Source organism: Paenibacillus sp. FSL H7-0357, assembly GCF_000758525.1.
In the GTDB taxonomy this organism is placed as follows: Bacteria; Bacillota; Bacilli; order Paenibacillales; family Paenibacillaceae; genus Paenibacillus_AQ.
Genome location: NZ_CP009241.1, coordinates 1,069,352 through 1,086,427, shown reverse-complemented (window position 1 = coordinate 1,086,427; position 17,076 = coordinate 1,069,352). Strand labels below are relative to the sequence as shown.

Annotated in this window: 9 protein-coding genes and 1 riboswitch; of the genes, 2 read left to right on the top strand and 7 right to left on the bottom strand. The window is 54.4% G+C overall.

What is annotated here, in order from left to right; all coding sequences use genetic code 11:
• Positions 1-46 precede the first annotated feature (46 nt).
• A riboswitch (cobalamin riboswitch) is annotated at positions 47-246 on the bottom strand.
• Positions 247-703: 457 nt separating this feature from the next.
• The 7 genes from H70357_RS04820 to H70357_RS04790 all read right to left on the bottom strand — a co-directional run bounded on the left by H70357_RS04820 (position 704) and on the right by H70357_RS04790 (position 15,674).
• Positions 704-3,850 (bottom strand): GAP1-N2 domain-containing protein, encoded by a 3,147-nt coding sequence (locus tag H70357_RS04820; protein ID WP_052091824.1) that lies wholly within the window; start codon positions 3,848-3,850, stop codon positions 704-706.
• Positions 3,847-5,109 (bottom strand): hypothetical protein, encoded by a 1,263-nt coding sequence (locus tag H70357_RS04815; protein WP_038586374.1) that lies wholly within the window; start codon positions 5,107-5,109, stop codon positions 3,847-3,849. Before H70357_RS04815 ends, H70357_RS04820 begins: the two co-directional genes overlap by 4 nt.
• A 499-nt stretch (positions 5,110-5,608) precedes the next feature.
• Entirely contained in the window at positions 5,609-6,244 is a 636-nt protein-coding gene (locus H70357_RS04810) for a hypothetical protein (RefSeq protein ID WP_038586373.1), read from the bottom strand.
• 62 nt (positions 6,245-6,306) lie between these two features.
• Positions 6,307-7,584 (bottom strand): VWA domain-containing protein, encoded by a 1,278-nt coding sequence (locus H70357_RS04805; RefSeq protein WP_038586370.1) that lies wholly within the window; start codon positions 7,582-7,584, stop codon positions 6,307-6,309.
• A gap of 427 nt (positions 7,585-8,011) precedes the next feature.
• On the bottom strand, positions 8,012-10,417 hold the full coding sequence (locus tag H70357_RS04800) for a transcription initiation factor TFIID (RefSeq protein WP_052091823.1): 2,406 nt from the start codon (positions 10,415-10,417) through the stop codon (positions 8,012-8,014).
• A 4-nt stretch (positions 10,418-10,421) separates the two neighbouring features.
• Positions 10,422-13,811 (bottom strand): tubulin-like doman-containing protein, encoded by a 3,390-nt coding sequence (locus H70357_RS04795; protein ID WP_038586367.1) that lies wholly within the window; start codon positions 13,809-13,811, stop codon positions 10,422-10,424.
• Positions 13,812-13,880: 69 nt separating this feature from the next.
• Positions 13,881-15,674 (bottom strand): vWA domain-containing protein, encoded by a 1,794-nt coding sequence (locus H70357_RS04790; protein ID WP_038586364.1) that lies wholly within the window; start codon positions 15,672-15,674, stop codon positions 13,881-13,883.
• Between the two features lie 246 nt (positions 15,675-15,920).
• Here H70357_RS04790 and H70357_RS35665 point away from each other — a divergent pair, with 246 nt between their 5' ends.
• Together H70357_RS35665 and H70357_RS04785 are read left to right on the top strand one after the other, a co-directional pair.
• On the top strand, positions 15,921-16,073 hold the full coding sequence (locus H70357_RS35665; RefSeq protein WP_156130813.1) for a hypothetical protein: 153 nt from the start codon (positions 15,921-15,923) through the stop codon (positions 16,071-16,073).
• Positions 16,066-16,989: a hypothetical protein gene (locus H70357_RS04785; protein WP_052091822.1), complete on the top strand. Its 924-nt coding sequence runs from the start codon at positions 16,066-16,068 to the stop codon at positions 16,987-16,989. The genes H70357_RS35665 and H70357_RS04785 overlap by 8 nt, the downstream gene beginning before the upstream one ends.
• Positions 16,990-17,076: the final 87 nt, after the last annotated feature.

Here is a 17,076-nt window from a genome sequence, read left to right as displayed (position 1 = left end):
ACCACATCCATTTGTAATGTTCCGCATTCTTACCCCACGAAGAATAGAAACGTTCAAGAAAAAGGCAGGTCTCCTGGCTTATGCTTCACCGCTTCCCTCCGCCTTCCCGTCCTTGCTTCACAGGACAGTGGCACCCTTAAGAGTCGCTCCGCATTTACAGTGGCGGGACCGCGCCGGACTTGCACCGGCCTTCCCTTTTAAGCAAATTCTATGGATAGAATCTGCACCCTTTTCACTAGACTATCAAATTTTAATATTCATAATCATATCCACTATTTCCTTGTATGTCTATAGAAAAGCTGTCCAATGCCGCCCGTTGTCGGCTGATCCCTTTTCGTAAGCATCAAACACACTCTTCGTTGCTCCCAACCTGTCTGCACGCAGTTCATCATTAGTAGCGGAAAAAATGCCCGCTAAGTTTTAGCTACTCCCACATTAATAAGGATTAGGCGGATTTACACCCGCTATTATTTCGCAAAACGCCTCATCTGGCTCAACCGGATAATTTAGCGGTAATATTTCGTCTTATACAACTTATTCTCAATCTATAGTCCACATTAGAGGGAAATTTCCCCTTTACTGGGTATGATCCGCAATAACCAACACCGGGGCTCAGTGTAAAGAAAAAAATCCTGAATGCGCATCTACCCTGCTCTTTCCGGGCAAAACATGCGGTTCAGGATTTTTGTCTATTTATATCGCTTTACTCAGCAGCATCGGTTGCTGTTCCGCCATCATCCGAAGGCGTTGCAGTCGCAGTTGCAGTAGGCTGGGCACTCGGTGTAGGGGCTGCCGTAAGTGCTGGATCCGACTGCAGAGTCAGCTTGTAATCGCCCGCGATGATCATGTTGCCCTCGGCCAGCTTAGCCCCCGGTTCCAGATCCACAGTGACTTGGTACGAAGCCCCCCCGGTCACGCCCGGCGAAGGCGCGGATGACACAGCCGGGGACGCACCGGCTTCCGTTCCGGTGTCCGCGTTCCCTGTCGCGCCGACTTCTGTTCCGGCGTTCGCGTTACCCGTCGCGTCGACTTCTGTTCCGGCGTTCGCGTTACCCGTCGCGCCGGCTTCTGCTCCAGCGTTCGCGTTCCCTGTCGCGCCGACTTCTGTTCCGGCGTTCGCGGTCCCCGTCGCGTCGACTTCCGTTCCGGCATCCGCGTTCCCTGTCGCGCCGGCTTCTGCTCCGGCTGACGCATCCGGCGTTGCCGTTCCACTGCCGCCGTTCAAGCCGGCGGCTCCCGCATCCGGCGACGGAGCGAGGCATCGGCTCGACGTCGCCGTGACCTTGTAAACCTCCGGATCCCCACCGGAGGCTGCTACACTGATCTCCGCCGGAGTAAAGGCGGTGCATTCTTCAGCGTCAGCAAAGGTGAACACCAGCCTGCTGCCCGTGCCTTCTCCGCTGCCGCTAAGATACACGGCAGCAGGCGGCTGGCCGCCGTCCGGTGCTGGGCTGCCCTCCGGCAGAGCCGTGTCCGGGCTGTCCGGCCGCAGCAGGCTGATGGCGATAATGACGCCAATCAGTACGATCCCCAGAATGGAGCCGGAGATCAGGAGTTGAAATCGGCTGCGGCTAACCCACCGCGCCAGCGGCGAAGCCAGCTGGGAGCGGGCTTCGTTATATACATTTTGCAGAGCAGGCCCGGCAGCGGAGACATAGCTTTTGCGGAAGTCCCTGCTTTTGAAGGCTTCACGGTCGCTGTTCAGGAAATACTTTAGAATCGCCCGGCGGTAGCCCGGGTACAGCTTCTTCTTCGACACCGTGAACAGCCGGTTGTTCTGTGACCAGGCCAAGAAACGGTATATCGTTTCTTTGTCGCCGTCCGCTTTGCGCTTCACGAGATCCAGCAGCGCGTCATAATCCAGCGGGCCGCTCTCGCGGTCACTATTGTGATAGAAAGCGAGCGGCAAGCGCTCGAACGGCTCTACACTTCGCGATTCCTTCAGCCAGCGCCGTCCGAGCAGCTGTACATCATCCAGCTCCTTTGGTGACAATCCGGCAAAAAGTTCCTCATCCGGATTCTCCTCCCCGAACCAGCGGTAGGCAGCGCGCAGCGCATTGGATTTTTGCCTGCTGATGGAATCAAGCGGCGGCTGCCAGTCCGCCGTATCCCGGTAGCGCAGGAACGAAATCTCCAGCAGCTGCTCCTGTGTCAGCTCACTGAGCGATACACGGTTCAGCAGGAAGCGGTCCGCTGCCGCCATCAGCTCCTTCAGCAGCGAAAGCGCCTCAGGGTTGAACCCGCTGCCTCTGCGGCGCTCTTTTTCCGCCTTCTCTACAGAGTCGTGAATCGAGGCCACCGCCGAAACCGGATCTTTGTCACGCTGCAGCTTCTCCAGCAAATAATCGCTGATTGTATCACGGACAAACGACTGCTGCAGCGCCTCCGGAAGAAACCGGCCCCAGTGGGCGACAAACCGTAAAATGTCAGACGATTGGGCTGCAGCAGCCAACCGGGATTCCATATACGGTTCCAGCAGTGCCTTGCGGAAAATAGGCTGGGCCAGCACTCTTTTGAAAAAGGCTGCACTCAGCTCGTCATTGCTCTCAATGATAGTGTAAGCCGCAGCCAATGTATCCTCCCGGCTCGCAGACCGGGCATTCAGCATGCCGTTGATGAAATACTCGACCACTTTGACCCGGTAATTATGGCCCTTCAGCACAAAATACTCCATAAAACGCTCCATAATCTCCGGCTGTGGAATCCCCTTTTGGCGGATCAGGTCATACTCACGGTCGAAGCGCTCCAGGAACATATCGTTCAGCCGTACCCGGGACTCCAGCGCCCCCTCTGGCTTGAGGTAGGACAGCAGGCCGCTGAGCACAGCATTTTTGTTCTCCGTGTACAAGCTTTCATTGCCCTGCTCAATCTCATAAAAAACCGCCAGCTCATTATAGAGCGCCAACTGCAGCTTGCGGTCCACATTCTCGCCTAGCAGCAGCGAATCGGCAAACCGGGCAAAGTCATCTAAACTGCCCTTGTTCTTCAGCGTTTTCCATACCAGATCGGCATAAGGCTGCTGCGAGTCGCCGAAATCGGCATTCAGGGTCCGGCCTGAAGCCAGATCAAAGATGAAATCCTTCTCGATACTGCGGTCTCCGGGGCGGAGCGAGCCTTTTTCTACAAAGGTAAGATCGATATATTTGCGGCTTTTTGGCTCGTTTGCATAGGTGAGTACCCCTAGCCTGCGGCGGAAATCATACGGCAAAGCCCCGTAAATAATCTCCGTAAGCTCCAGCGCCCGCTGCGACAGCTCTGCGATGGGAACATCGAGGGCAACATAACTTTTTTTCTTGCTTGCCACAGAGATCATGACCGCCTGCAGCAGCGCCTTGAACAATGCTTCGCTGAACCCGAGACTGCGCAGCACCGTTAGCGGATCAGCCTGTACTTCACGCTGTAGGGCCGGAATATCGGCCAGCTCCGGCAAGGTTCCTCCAAGCTCTCCTTCATAACTCCCGGCAAAATCGGCATGCAGCCAATCCCCATAGCTCTGAATAATTTCCTCGGCGCGTGTCGGAGGCACTACAAAGTTATGGGCAAAAAAAGCACTCCGCTGCCCGGTAAAATCAGTCGCCTGATAGCGGCTTTGCCCGATCACCGTGTCGTTTGTTTCCGTATGGAATAAATGCAGCGCGGGCGGATACAGCTTCTCATTTTTTTCGCCGCGCGCCGCCAGCTCAGCCGGGGCATCATAAAGGCAGAAAGGATGAATGATTTTTTTGACAAAATTATTGTCCAGGCTCTCCGACTTCGCTACAGTATCGAATCCTTCGGTTGCCCGGTATACGCCCCGCCGCTCGCGGGTATACATTTGCTGGGTGATCCTGGACCCTGAGAATCTGTTCACGGCCCGTCGCTCCCCTCAATATAGTTCAGCTTATGCAGCAACCAGATAAAAGGCTCGTCCACACGGATCGGGCTGACGACACCCTCTATCTTTTGGTTGACCGGATTGCTGCCCAGCGCGGAGACGGCAAAATACCCCGTATTGGCAAAATACACATCCATCGTATCTTTGAACGGACGGTCTACCTTGCCGATAAAGCGGCGGATTTCACCGTCGATGTTCTGGAATTCATCCAGGTTCAGCGTGTTGCGGTGCACATAGTTGTTGAATACATTGCTGTTGGACTTGATGTAGTCGCCATCTTCATCCTTCAGCGAATGCAGCATGTCGCTTTTGGCAAGCACGACGGCCGTCGGGATATCGGTCTTGCTCTTCTCCTGGTAGGCGATGAAATCGCCGAACATCGTCAGCACCACATCACGCGGCTCATCATACTGCGAGACCCATTCCCCGGGACGGTCGCCGTAATTAATCTTGATCTTCTCCCGGATAGAGCGGATCTGCAGCGGATCGACCATGAACAGGATTCCCGCGGAGTTCTTGATATGCTGGCCGTGCAGCCCAAGGTAATCCTGATCGACCATGCCTTCACCGGCAACATCGAAGAACACCAGTGTCAGCGGCGGCTTCTCTTCATCCTTGAACACAAATTGAAAAATAAACGGCTCCTGCATCTTCTCCTTCTGTGTTGAGGCCAGCAAATCACCGCGCTCAAACAGCGGTTCTTCGTACAGGGTGCGGAACTTGCGGCTGATTTCAGCATTCAATGGCATGCAGGCCGCGTCGAAATGCCCAGCCGTCGTATGCTGCAGCGTATGGATCAGCGAGGTCATGTACACCGACTTCCCGACCTGGGAAGCGCCGATGATCGAGATAATGTTGCTCGGAACCTTGCCTGCGGTCACAGGGAGCTCATTATGGCAGGACGGGCACAGCCGTCTGCGCGTAAGCACACCATAGCGGTCGGTGAGACCGGTCAGCACATGATCAGTATAGTGGTGATATTCCTCGGGAATATCAGCCGGATTAAGCACAGCCTCCATATCATCGACAGTATCGAGGCCGAAACGCTCACGGTATTTATTCAGTGCATCATCTTCGCCGAGCGCATAGTTCTCATCATCCTCACGGCTGTGCATGGCCCGAAAAACAACGTCCTCCGGCGAAAACTTGGTGAAGCAGTACGGACAGACAATATCATAAAAAAGCGGCCGCGCCTGCGGCTGATTTTTCTTCTTAAATCGGCTGAAAAAAGACATCTCTCATCCTCCTAAAAGTTCTGTCTGCATAACTTGTTAGTAAGTGCCTACAAAACTAAGTTCCAACAATTTGATCTACTATGACCTGCTGTAGTCTAATCTACTGTAACTGCTTCGCTTTACTTTACTCTTCTCTGCCTCGCTCTGCGTCCGCATGTAGCTTAATGATAACTGCACTTTGTACAGCTATATCAACGCTCAGGCCCACCGCTCCACTTTTACCTGCACTTTGTGCAATTATAGAAGAGCAAATGGCATACTTTATCGGCTTTCCCGAAATATAGATGTACAAAATACAATTAAACCTGCTTAGTAGAAGAAATCGATCGTTTTAGTTGCACGAAATGCAATTCCAGCCACTTCAGACTCCAAAAAGCAGGCCATTCAGACTTACTTACATTCCCGCAAACGCGCGCACCACAGACGTACGAAGCTTACACCTCAAGATACTTACGACCCAAGCAAGCTGCGGACTCATAATTACAAGCTCAACACCGGATTACTCCGGCACCAGCTCATAATACAATCCGTACTTACGGCCATCCGTGAAAAAGATGCGTACAAAATCCTCCTTGCCGATTTCAATCGGCGGAAGGACGCTTCTCCCGGCGGGGAAATCCTGCACAAATGGAAAAAGGATGCCGTCCTCTTTAGAAGCCGGATGCCCGCCCCGTTTCTTGACGTAGCACAGTACATCCTTCGGCACCGGCACTTCGGCGGAAATCGTCATATGTACTGTTTTCAGCTTGCCGAACAGTGCTTTTTTCTGCTGGATGGAATAATAAATCCGCGCCTTGCCTGCACTGACCAAGGCACGGTTCTCGCCATCCGGCTGGCGCACCAGCAGGGTCTCTCCGTTCTCGGTGAGCCGGACAAATATGGTATAGACCACCTGGCCGATATCATCCAGCCTGTCGCGGTATCCATTATTCGCTTTGTACTCCTCGCGCGTATACAGCTTCATGCCGGAGGGCGGAAGCTCTCCGCTATCCGGCGCTTCTGTAGAGGCCTTGTGAATACAGACCGCCTGCACGCCATCCGGCCAGCGCCATCGCAGCGTACAGAACCGGTCCTCCACCCGGGAGACCACATCCGCAATAACCGGCGTGGAGGAATGAGCCTCGGCGTACCTCATGACTGTAAACTCCTTTCACTATCCCTATCGTTTTGCATGTTCCCTATCTGCTGTCCATACTTTTAGAATCCCTTGCTGCCCCTGTTTCTGCGCGGTGAGTGGAAGCCCTCCGATGACGGTGCTGAGGCTGCAGCATTTCTTTCACCTCTGCGGGATAATCGTCCCTCCCCAACCGGCACAACAAAGGTGAACAAGGAGAGAATCGCAGCCAGAACAAGCAGGGCGATCAGACGGATGATTGCATCCCAGTAAGAATGCCCGCTGAGGCCGAATTCAAGGATCAGTCCGGCGAATAGACCGGACACTGCGCCGCCTACTCCGAAGCTTTTAGCGAGGTGGCGGTTATCGAACACAATACCAAGGCCAACGCCCAGAGTTATGCCGATCAGCATAAGCGCCAAAATACGAACTACTGCATAATACGGACTGTCGGCGGTCGCATCACTGCGCTCAGTGAGCAAGGTCCGGTCTCCCAAGCGGTCATAAATTTGCTGGAACACATCACCCAGCCGGTTCGCATCTGTAACATCATAGTATTGCCCGCCGGTGACGGAAGCGATGTCTAGCAGCAAATTGGAGCCTGATGTATCGTCCAGCGCCAGTCCAATAGTATTAACCGCGATGCCGCGCTCCACGTACTCGTTGAGTTCCGTAGCGGTATTGAACTGACTGAACCCGTCGGACAGCAGGATTACCATTGCTCCGCGGCTGGCTTTGTCGTCACTGTTAATAACGTTCATAGCTTCTGTGAGTGCACCGCTGATATTCGTCCCGCCCTCCGTCGTCTGCAAACTGCTGATTACAGCCGATACTTTCTCGCGGTTCGCCGAACTGGAGAGTGAAATCAACGGCTGAACAACCGAAGACTCGTCGCTGAAAGTTACTACAGCCACCTGATTATCTTCGTCCATTTGCCGCACCAGCGCATCCGCAGCCGCATAGCGGCTGTTGTCAGGATCACTCTGCATCATACTGCCGGAGTCATCAATGACCATTACGACATTTTTGATCGGCTTGATTCCGCCGAAGTTCAGCTCGTACACAAACTCTGTTAAAACGCCTACTCCAAGCATCAGAACGAGCGTCAGCGGGAGCAGCTTCCAGGACAAGCCCAGATAACGCTGCTTCCAGGACAAGCCGTTCAGCCTTGGAGAGATCATCTCCGCAATCAGACAGCCAAGCCCAACCCCAAGTGCCACAATGGCAAAATAGATTCCGACAAGCACAATCGACGGCAGGTCATAGGGCCTGCGGCTAAGCAGCAGCTCACCGAGAACAAAGGCCACTCCACCGCCCAGCAGGCTGAAGAAGAACAGGAGCAGATTGATTTTTCGCTGCATCGTTATTCATCCTTTCCGGGAACAACTAAAATTTGATATTTATAATTACCGGAGCAGCCAGCCGGTCATGCTGTTGGCATTCTAGTCCATGGCAAAAACGGCGGCGAAGGAACTCCCTTTGTTTATTGTAATGTTACTCAATGAGCCTGGCTATGAAATTACAGTATTAGCAAGTGGAAATGGCTTCGCTGTCCTCAAAAGGACGGTAACCGTTTCAGCGAGAAATAGAAGGATAATTTATAGCGTGAAGCATATAAATTCTTATCTTTTTAAAAAAAGTATACTCTGGAGCATACTCCTAACGGTCTCTTCTTGGATTGATACAGTAAGGGGATGACACAAGCGGTTCTGCTGCACTTTTTACAATAGAAACGCTCGCTCATCTGAGAAGAGAAGCACACACAGCCGTCCATTCTGTGCCTGTGGCTTAACGCAACTCCGGGAGCTGCTCAGCTTCAACGCCGTGGAGCCGGTAGCCGCTTGTGGCGTAGGTCTCATAGTAGACCTTGCCGTTGCGGTAATAGAGCAGGTCCTCCAGATGGAAACCGCCCATCAGGTTCAGCTTCTCGACTCCGCTCCGGCGCTGCTCATGCACGAAGCCGAGCCGGTAGATGCGGGTCGTCTCGTCTGCACCGAAGGCGTAGCGCAGGAACTCGGATGCACTGTCGCCGAAGAAATATTTCTCCTCATGCCGGTGCTCCTGCGTGTATTCGAACAGGCGGACATTGATGTTCGCCTCCTCTTCCAGGCTCCGGTACAGCCGCTTGAACAGCTCCTCCTTGGACACGATCTCGCGGTTCTCATAAGCCGCCGCGACATTGGCCCGCCGCAGCAGCTCTTCCTCAAAAGGCAGCGCGAACGGCTCTGCCGCCAGCAGTTCCCTCCGGCAGATCTCAATCAGCCGTTCCGCGACTGCCGCTCCGCCTTGCTTGAGCAGTTCCGAGAGGCTGCCCATAAAGCGCTCGCTGAAGAAGATGCCGGCACCACGGCGCGCTTCCATGTCCTTCATGACCTCTTCCGTGACGGTACGGTAATACTCCATAATGTTCCGGTCCACCGTCTCGTTGCTGCGGCCGATGCTATTCAGTGCAAGACTGCGCAGCTCTTCCTCCAGCGCCTCCATCGTCTGCACCTTAGCCTTGCTCTCCAGGTGCAGCTGTTCCAGTGCGGCATCATATCGGAGGCAGAGCGCAAGCTCGCTCTCAAGACGCAGAATCTCGTACTTTCCGCCATAGACCCGTTCAAATAAATAATGAATGAAATTGCGCACCGTCCGTTTATCCAGCAGCGGCACCCGCTGGAACGGCTGGCGCTCCACGCTTTCCGCGTAGAGCCGCTCCAGCTCCTCCTGTGCGGAGGATAACGCTGAGCGCAGGCCGTTCATATGCTGGCGCAGCGCATGCAGCACACTGCCGCCGGCTTCGCCCTGCCCGGCGGTCCACTCCGCCAGCTGATAGAACGTCACTGGCGGAACCGCCGTCTCCTGGGCCGCCAGAACAGCGTCCCATTCACGGGCAGGATTTACGGCTGCTGTGCGTCCGGCGGATACCTCCGCAAAGTTGCGGCGGAAATAAGCCTGCCCGCCGTCACCGAAGAGCAGGTCCTCCGCTTCGCGCAGCGACAGCTGCTTCAGTTCGCTGAAGGACGGTCGTCCGTGGCTCATCAGCCCGGTCATTTCCGCAATTCCGGCTTCATCCGGCAGCAATGCCGCCGCACGTTCACGCAAGGCCTCCGGGTTTAGCCCAAGCAGCGACTGCCGCTCACGCAGACTCCATGCAGCGCTGCCTCCGCGCAGTTCTTCCGCAAGATAGCGGAAAGCGTGGTACAGCACCGTCAGCGCAATCTGCTTATTGGGTCTGCGAACGGCGGAAAAGCCGGCGGATGCATACCCCTGCCTTCCCGTACTGCCCCTGATGCCGCTCTTAAAGGTCATATTGTTATAGCCGCCATGTCCAGTTGCGTGGTCCGTGGAAGGCCGCACACGGTTCTTCAGCAGGCTGATATGGGCGATAATCTCATAATTATCGTCCATGCCATGCGGGGACATCATCCCCCGCTCGTTCTTATCAGAGAGCAGATAGACGAGATCGAACAAGGCGGAGGGGCCATGGGCGACCGGAATAGACAGCCCTTCTTCGGTTACAAGCAGCGGCGCTTTGAACGTATAGTCCGTAAGCTGCATCCCGTCCAGCTCACGCAGAAAAGCCAGCCCTACCGAACTGGAATACCCGAAATTCTCCCCCTGCTCCCGCTCGTTGATCAGGGCGTAAAGGTCGGTCTGCACCGACTTGAACGACTGCCCGAGCACTGCTCGGGCCAGCAGGGCAACTTCCGGCAGCAGCACATTAAGCGGGTCATCGACCCGCGTAATGATGGACAAATGGATGACGTCAAAGGAAGAATACAGCCGCCCATAATCCGCTATGCTGTTGCCGAGCTGCCGGAGGGTCCGGTTCATCCCAGCCAAATAACGGCTGTCTTCGTGAAATTCGCGGTAGATGTCATGGCGGACCGTGCGGGGATCGCGCCCCGCCGTTTCCGGCAGGGCCATGCTCATCACCCGCTCCCTTCCGCCTTCACCGCCCTGCACCTGACTGTGGCCCTGTTCCTTGCCGCCTGCAGGCGCTGCATGCAGTGCCATCACGCCGCCGGCATTATCCCATTTCCGTTCGCAGCTGTCCAGCACCGGTCCAATGGCCGGTGATACCTTGTCGCCCAGGAACAGAAACAAGGCCGGGTAATGGATGCTGCTGCGTCCATCCCCTTTGCTGCGCTGCGCCTCTTCCTGTGCCGCATATTGCTGGGCATAACTTAATGCTTGTGCTTTAATCATAGGCTTACTTCAGCTTTCTGCGGATGCTGCCAAGCTTGCCGGTCAGGCTCTTGTAGAAGCTGTACATTTCATCGCCGTCCGCATGCTCCACCCGCTCATATTCCAGACTGTCACGCGCCTCCAGGAAGGAGACATACATGCCTTCCAGCTTGTAGAGCAGCGGGGTGACATCCTCCGCAGCGGTCATTTCACCGGCGCGGCGGGCCGCCTTGCGCAGCAGCAGACTGCGGCTCTTCTCATCCAGCGAGCGGAAATGGCGGTATACCGCATACTCCACATAGCTGCGTTCCTTCATTAAGTTGGCAAAGGGTTCCCAGGCATCTTCGTCCTCGTCACGGTCATAGACGTAAAGCGCGCCTTTTTTGGTGATCGTATCGGTGTACAAGGCTTCGATGAACTGATCCAGCCATTTGTCTTCGTCGATATATTGATGCAGCAGTGCCTCAAGCTCAGCCGCCTTCGCGGTCAGCGCCTCGTACTTCGCCAGCTCTTCACGCACACGGGTAATCAGCTGCGGGGAACGGATCAGATTCTCCTGGGCCAGTTCCTTATTAATGCTGCCAAAGATATCCTTGATCCCTTCGCGCTCCAGCCCATTCTGGCGCAGCGCCTTCAGCTCGTCGGTTGCCTTCTTCACTTCACCAAGATTCGGACGCGAGGAGTCAAGCTGCAGATCATAGCCGCTCAGGAATTTAGCCAAGTCGAACGGCTTGGTGAACACGACCGAGAACCGGCTGCTCGTATTTTCATCCAGCCCTTTTTCGATAATAACCCCGCTCTCCAGTGCTTTCGCGAAATCGGCGCGAACTCTGGCGTTGTAATCACGCACACGGGCGTTGACGTAGGTATCGCCCCATGATTTTTCCGGAATCGGGGACGGCAGGTAGGTCCAGTTGTTCTTGTCAGTCATCACCAGATGGCGGCCAATGCCTTCCTTGTCGAGGATGGTCCGCTCATAGTTCTCCTCGAACACCCGCAGCGGCGTATACACAAACAGCGGTACCCCATTGCGCGTATTCAGCCAGAAAATCCGGTTCTTCACCTGGCTTTCCTTGATCGTAAACTGCGATTTGCCCAGCGCATTATTCTGATAATTGCGGATCCCCTTCAGGATGCCCGGTGCCTTAACCGGCACAGATACGAATCCCCACGACGGGAAGTGCAGGCTGCCGGAGCTGTTGCTGAGATGGAAAATCGGCACGGCGTCCTCATCCAGGCGTCCGGCGATAATCCGCTCCACGAACTTATCCAGCGGCTCCTCGCGGCCGTATTTCATGACCAGGAAATCCTCCATCGAACGGGTAATGAGATCGCCGAACTTATCGCTCAGGAATTCGGAGATGGAACGCACAATGTCGATCTCCTGTTCTTTGACCCAGCGGCCGGAATGCTTCAGCATTTCCCGCGTGAAGTCACGGATCAGGTCATCACCGTCCTTCTGGTCCATTACCTTCGAGATCGTCGCCGAAATATCCGGCACATTGACGATATTCCAGTAGTAGGTTTTGTTGCCTTTATGGTCGGCCTGCTCTTCACCGTTAATCAAAATATCGCCGTTCTTCTCAAAGATCGTGCTGAGCGCACTGAGAATCTCCGTAAACACACCATAAATCCGGTTGTTTTCTTCATTCAGAAGCTCAAACAGGTCCTCGTAGAATTCGATCATCTGCTCCGTGCGCTCCACATCAGCATGCAGCCAGTACTCGTTGATTTTGGCTTCGATATAGGCGTTTTTCTTCTTTTCCTTGGAGACAAAAGCGCTCCGCGCATCGCCCAGCTTCTCCTCCGCACTCTCCTGCGCCGTCTCGATATCGCGCGGAAGTCTCAGCAGGCTCTCACGCAGCGCTTCGATATAGGACTGGATCAGCTTCAGAATACAGAAGCCCTTCTCGGTATAAAGCAGGCGAGAGACATAAAACGGTCCCTGCTCAGGATGAAGGAAGATTCGCTCCAGTTCCTCACCGAAACGTCCGGTGATTTCGCCCGGCAGCTGCTTCTTGGCCTTGATATATTCTTCACGCGCCCGGGACAGGAAGTTCTGCTCCAGCTCCGTATCCATGTCGACGACCTGGTTCTTGATCACATTGGCATGGCCCAGACGTTCACTGTTCTGGTAGCCGGGCAGCGGCTCCGGCACACGGGATTCAAAGGTTTTGATCATGGTGTCGAGGTCGATGCCCAGCTTGCGGGCCAGCTTCTCCACATCCTCCTGCCCCGGTGCCTGCTGGAACATCTTGTCCATCTTGTCGAACAGGCGGAAAGCCAGATAGGTGGTCATTTCCTCTATCGGCAGAACTGCGGAAGAGGCCCCGATAATGTTGTATTCATAGTTGGCCGGATAGGTCTTGTTCATCTGCGCAATGTTCGTGCGGATGTTGCTGATATAGTCGTGGATCGCAAATTCCTCACCCGACTGCTTTTCCTCGCTGGCCATAAAGTTCGTGATATTCTCCGCAGTTACATTCATGCAATAATCATAGGCGTTCTCCAGCAGCTTGCCTTCGGTATTGGTCGCCGAGATCAGATGGCACAGATTGAACGGAGGCAGCGGCGAATTAACCGTCAGTATATTGCCGTATTGCTGGCGGAACCGTTCACCCCGGCTGTCCACATTCATCCAGTAATCCAGCTCTTTGAGCGCCGCATACCCGTTCTTGCGGATATATTCGCGCGTATGCTCGCTGAGGCTCTTGTTTGCCAGGTTCACGTCCGGCGTGAACAGATATCCCAGTGTGTTCACCCGGTCAACACCGGCCGCGCCGTAGTCGCGTTCTATAATCCCGCGCACGATATAAGCAATATCAAGGAACGAGCCGCTTCCTGTTCCCCCGGACAGACCGGTGAGCAGGAATACCATCAGCTTCTTGCTGGTGCCGACGGACAGCGTCTTGATCTTCTTGTCGATGGCGCCCACAACCTGGTTGATCTTCGTAAACAGCAGCAGCCGTCCAGCCTGGCGTACCCCTGCGGCACCGTTCATTCCGTCGGTAATGCTCAGCTCAGGTGACAGCCATTCTGTAATATACGGGTCGAGAATGCTGCGGTTCTGCAGCAGTCCGCCGATCTCGGCATTGGCCAGCAGCACAAATTCATTCTGCGGATCGAGGCCGATGCCTTTGTATTTTTTACCGCGGTCCTGCTCATTGGTCTCAAATGCCAAAAATTCCACATTGTCCGGCTTGTCGCGTTTCTTCTTGGAGAGCGGATCTTCCGGCAGCTTGAAGCGGCGGTTGATCTGGTATTTCAAGCGCAGCAGGGCATCAATGCCCGTGCCGCCGAGGCCGATGATCAGGATCGGATTATCGATCGTGTCTACTCTGATTTTGTCGCTGACGATCCCTCCGCCAAGCGATACATCCAATTGCTGAATATGCTCTCTCACTACCGGTTTCATAGGTTTTCCCCCTAGTCAATTTGAAAAATTCCAGTTACAGGAACTCCCCATACCACTAACTTCTCAGCCTTATATTAAATACTCCAGCAAAATCGTCTTATCTACCGTCTGCAGCGCCACGGAAATACGGTCGCCGCTCTTCAATTCTAGTCCGCGCGAGGTATCGGCCACACGGCCCGATCTTTCCACGGATATACCTTCCCCGCCGCGCAGCAGCAGGCGGTCATTCTTGCCCGGTGTGAAGACGAGCTTCTCGCTCTCCTTCAGCTCCGGTGCCAGCTGCAGCAATTGGTGAAGGGTGAATTTCCCCCGGAACGCCGAAAGCTTCTTGTACTGTGGATAGGTCTTCTCTCCGGTATTCCCGTCGAGTACCTCCACCACCATCTGCCCTACAAAACCTCGGGTCGAATTCTTGCGCAACAGCCAGAACGCAACAGCCGCAGCGAGCAGCAGCACGATGCCCCCAATGATAAAATATGGCGTCTTTGAGGAAGACTTCTCCAGAGCAGGTTCTTCACCACCCGGCTTTGTTCCCGCTGCCGGTGGGCTTGTAGCAACCGTCCCCGTCTTGGCGTTGATCTTGAGCACGTCACTCTCACGGTAGAAGCTGCTCTCCTCCGCCCGGACCTTCAGCTCATACTCATGGCTGTCCTTGAGTTCAAAGGTGCCTTTGAAGACCGCTGCGGAGTTATCCAGCGGAATCTCCTGCACATCGCCTGTATCCAGATCCGTGGCGAGCAGTACCGCCTTCATATCTTGATACAAATTACTGAGCGTTACCTGAGCACCATTGCTGAACAGGTGCGAGGAAATCTCAACTTTATCGCCCTTCTTGTAAGTTGCGGCGGAAGGCAGCGCATCGATCTTAAGCTCCAGATCATAGTTGAATACGAGATTGATATCGATCTTATCCTTCGGCACACCCTTCACCTGGAGCTTCCAGTCCCCCTGCTCCGGCGAGATCAGCTTGATCAGGCTATAGCTGCTCGATTTGGACAGCAGGACATCGTCCGACGGGATAGCTATAGATTTTCCCGAAGGATCCGTCAGCTTCGCGGTAACCGGCTGGGAGGACATAATGGATATATTCGCTTCCAGCACACTGCTGTTAGGAACATTGACCGTAACCTCCTGATAGCTTCCGTTCGCCGTAATCGACTGTACAGGCACGACCTTCAGCTTCAAATGGCTGGCAAAAATTTCACTTAGGATCTGCGGCAGATCATCGGCCGAATCCGTTGTGAATGCCTTGCCGCCTGTCTTGTCAGACAGGCCTGCCAGAATTTCTTTATTCAGCTTGCCATCAGCATTGAGCCCTATAGTATAAACCGGGTATCCTTTCTGCTTGGCTGTTTCTATGGCAGCATCCAGTTCCTGATCCGACTGGCTCTGGGTCCGGCCGCTTGATTCATCCAAATCATTGTTGCCGTCAGCCAGCATGACGATCATTGGCTCATGACCCGGGTCACTGCCATTCTCCAGCACCTTGACGGCCTCTTCCATCCCTACGGCGATATCCGTATACGCCCCGCGGCTTAAACCGTCGATGAAATCCTTGAGGTCCTGCTTATCACTGGCAGAGCTGATTTGCAGCAGCGCCTTCTCCCGCTGCACCTTATCGGTGTAGGCTACGATACCGACCTTGTCGCCTTGGGCAGACAGCATATCTATAAACATTTTCATCGCTTCGTTCGCGATCTTGTTCTTGTCACTCTTATTCATGGAGTTGCTGACATCAATCAGCAGTACGGCGTCAATATGAGATGGCGCGGCAGATGTTGCAGCGCTGGCCTGCAATGTCGCAAAGGGCGCAGCGGCCATGAACAGAATCAGCAGCAGTAAAGGTACAACACGCTGCAGCATCGTTGGACTTGTTCTTCTTAGGTGTAAATGTGTACGAAGCATAAAGATGGCTCCTCTTGTGTTATATTCGGGTTATGCGGCAGGGTAACGGTATAGCTAAAATCTGTAAATAGTATGCCATTATGATATAATTAAACCTTGTAAACTTCAACTTTAGGACCGCAGGACCGGCAACCGGGTGCATAGAATCGTCATTCTATCAGCCCCTCCAGACCGCTGTACTTCCAAGAAGAAAGGAAGAGTTCCATGATTTCATACGTCATTCTCGGGATTACGTTTCTATATGCCGTAATTCAGATCTCCTTGTATGCTTCACGCCAGCGCAAGCCGCTTACCCGTGACGACATTGACGAGAGGCTGCTCGCCGCACTGAATGGAGGCGATCCTGCCCGTGAATAAGAAGAAACCCGTAACTTTCCGGCCTTTCAAGGCTCCGCGTTATGCGCATGATAACCTGCGCGTCTGCCGCCATTGCGGCCGTTATACCGCACTAGGCGAAGAGCGCTGCGGCAAATGCGGACGTGCCGCCCTGACTCCGGTGGAGAAGCAGGCCACCTCCATCGCAGGACGCAAAATGCACACCCGCCTGCTGCTCATCCTGCTGCTCACCCTGGTCTCGGTCTATTTCGGCGAGAGCTTGCAGCAGATGGTGCTGTGCGCTGCCGGAGGAGTCGTTCTAGCCGGACTTCTATTCTATACGCAGCGGAAGGTAAGGCAGAACCAGAATCTTTATGCCCTCAATGAACTGCTGGGACGAAATATCATTAACATCAAGGAGGGCCTGGAAATCAACCGTCAGGAGGCTGTATCCGTACTGCGCGAGAATGATGTGCTGGCCTACGAGAAGCTGCGCGAAATTTCCATCCTGCTGCGCGGCGACCGGATTGCCCGCCAGCGTATTGCCCTTCTGCACGGTTTCCAGCTGCGTAAAGATATGTACCTGGAGCTTGAACAGCTGTTGCTGAAGGATTTCGAGCCACTGCTCGCAGAATATATCGGCGAAATCGCCAAGGTCCGCCCTGACCTTATCAAAGACCGTACGCTGCGCTATGTGAAGAATTATGAAGCTCAGATTCTTGAAATGGATAAAGGTGCGGCCATCCTGGTCGGTGTCGCCGGAGCGGCTGTACGCCTGAAGCGTTACGCGCTGCTCTACTCCGGAATGATCGGAAGATACATACAGGATCTGCCCAAGGACCGTTTCCTGCGCTTATCCAGGCTGATCTCCGCCAGCCCCTATGAAGCCTGGAACGGCCTGGATCTTAAGGTGGCGGAAGTCCGTGAAGCCAAATACCGGTGGGACCCTGAATCTTGAGTAAAGTACTGCAATATTTAATAGTACTTTAAACAAGAAGAAGCGGCTGCACCGTCCAAAGTCAGGACGGTACCGGCTCCGCGAGAA

What these genes read in the sequence shown, in the direction of transcription:
- H70357_RS04815 (WP_038586374.1), bottom strand. Translation starts at nt 5,109, where the DNA reads ATGTCTTTTTTCAGCCGATTTAAGAAGAAAAATCAGCCGCAGGCGCGG.
- H70357_RS04810 (WP_038586373.1), bottom strand. Translation starts at nt 6,244, where the DNA reads ATGAGGTACGCCGAGGCTCATTCCTCCACGCCGGTTATTGCGGATGTG.
- H70357_RS04805 (WP_038586370.1), bottom strand. Translation starts at nt 7,584, where the DNA reads ATGCAGCGAAAAATCAATCTGCTCCTGTTCTTCTTCAGCCTGCTGGGC.
- H70357_RS04800 (WP_052091823.1), bottom strand. Translation starts at nt 10,417, where the DNA reads ATGATTAAAGCACAAGCATTAAGTTATGCCCAGCAATATGCGGCACAG.
- H70357_RS04795 (WP_038586367.1), bottom strand. Translation starts at nt 13,811, where the DNA reads ATGAAACCGGTAGTGAGAGAGCATATTCAGCAATTGGATGTATCGCTT.
- H70357_RS04790 (WP_038586364.1), bottom strand. Translation starts at nt 15,674, where the DNA reads ATGCTGCAGCGTGTTGTACCTTTACTGCTGCTGATTCTGTTCATGGCC.
- H70357_RS35665 (WP_156130813.1), top strand. Translation starts at nt 15,921, where the DNA reads ATGATTTCATACGTCATTCTCGGGATTACGTTTCTATATGCCGTAATT.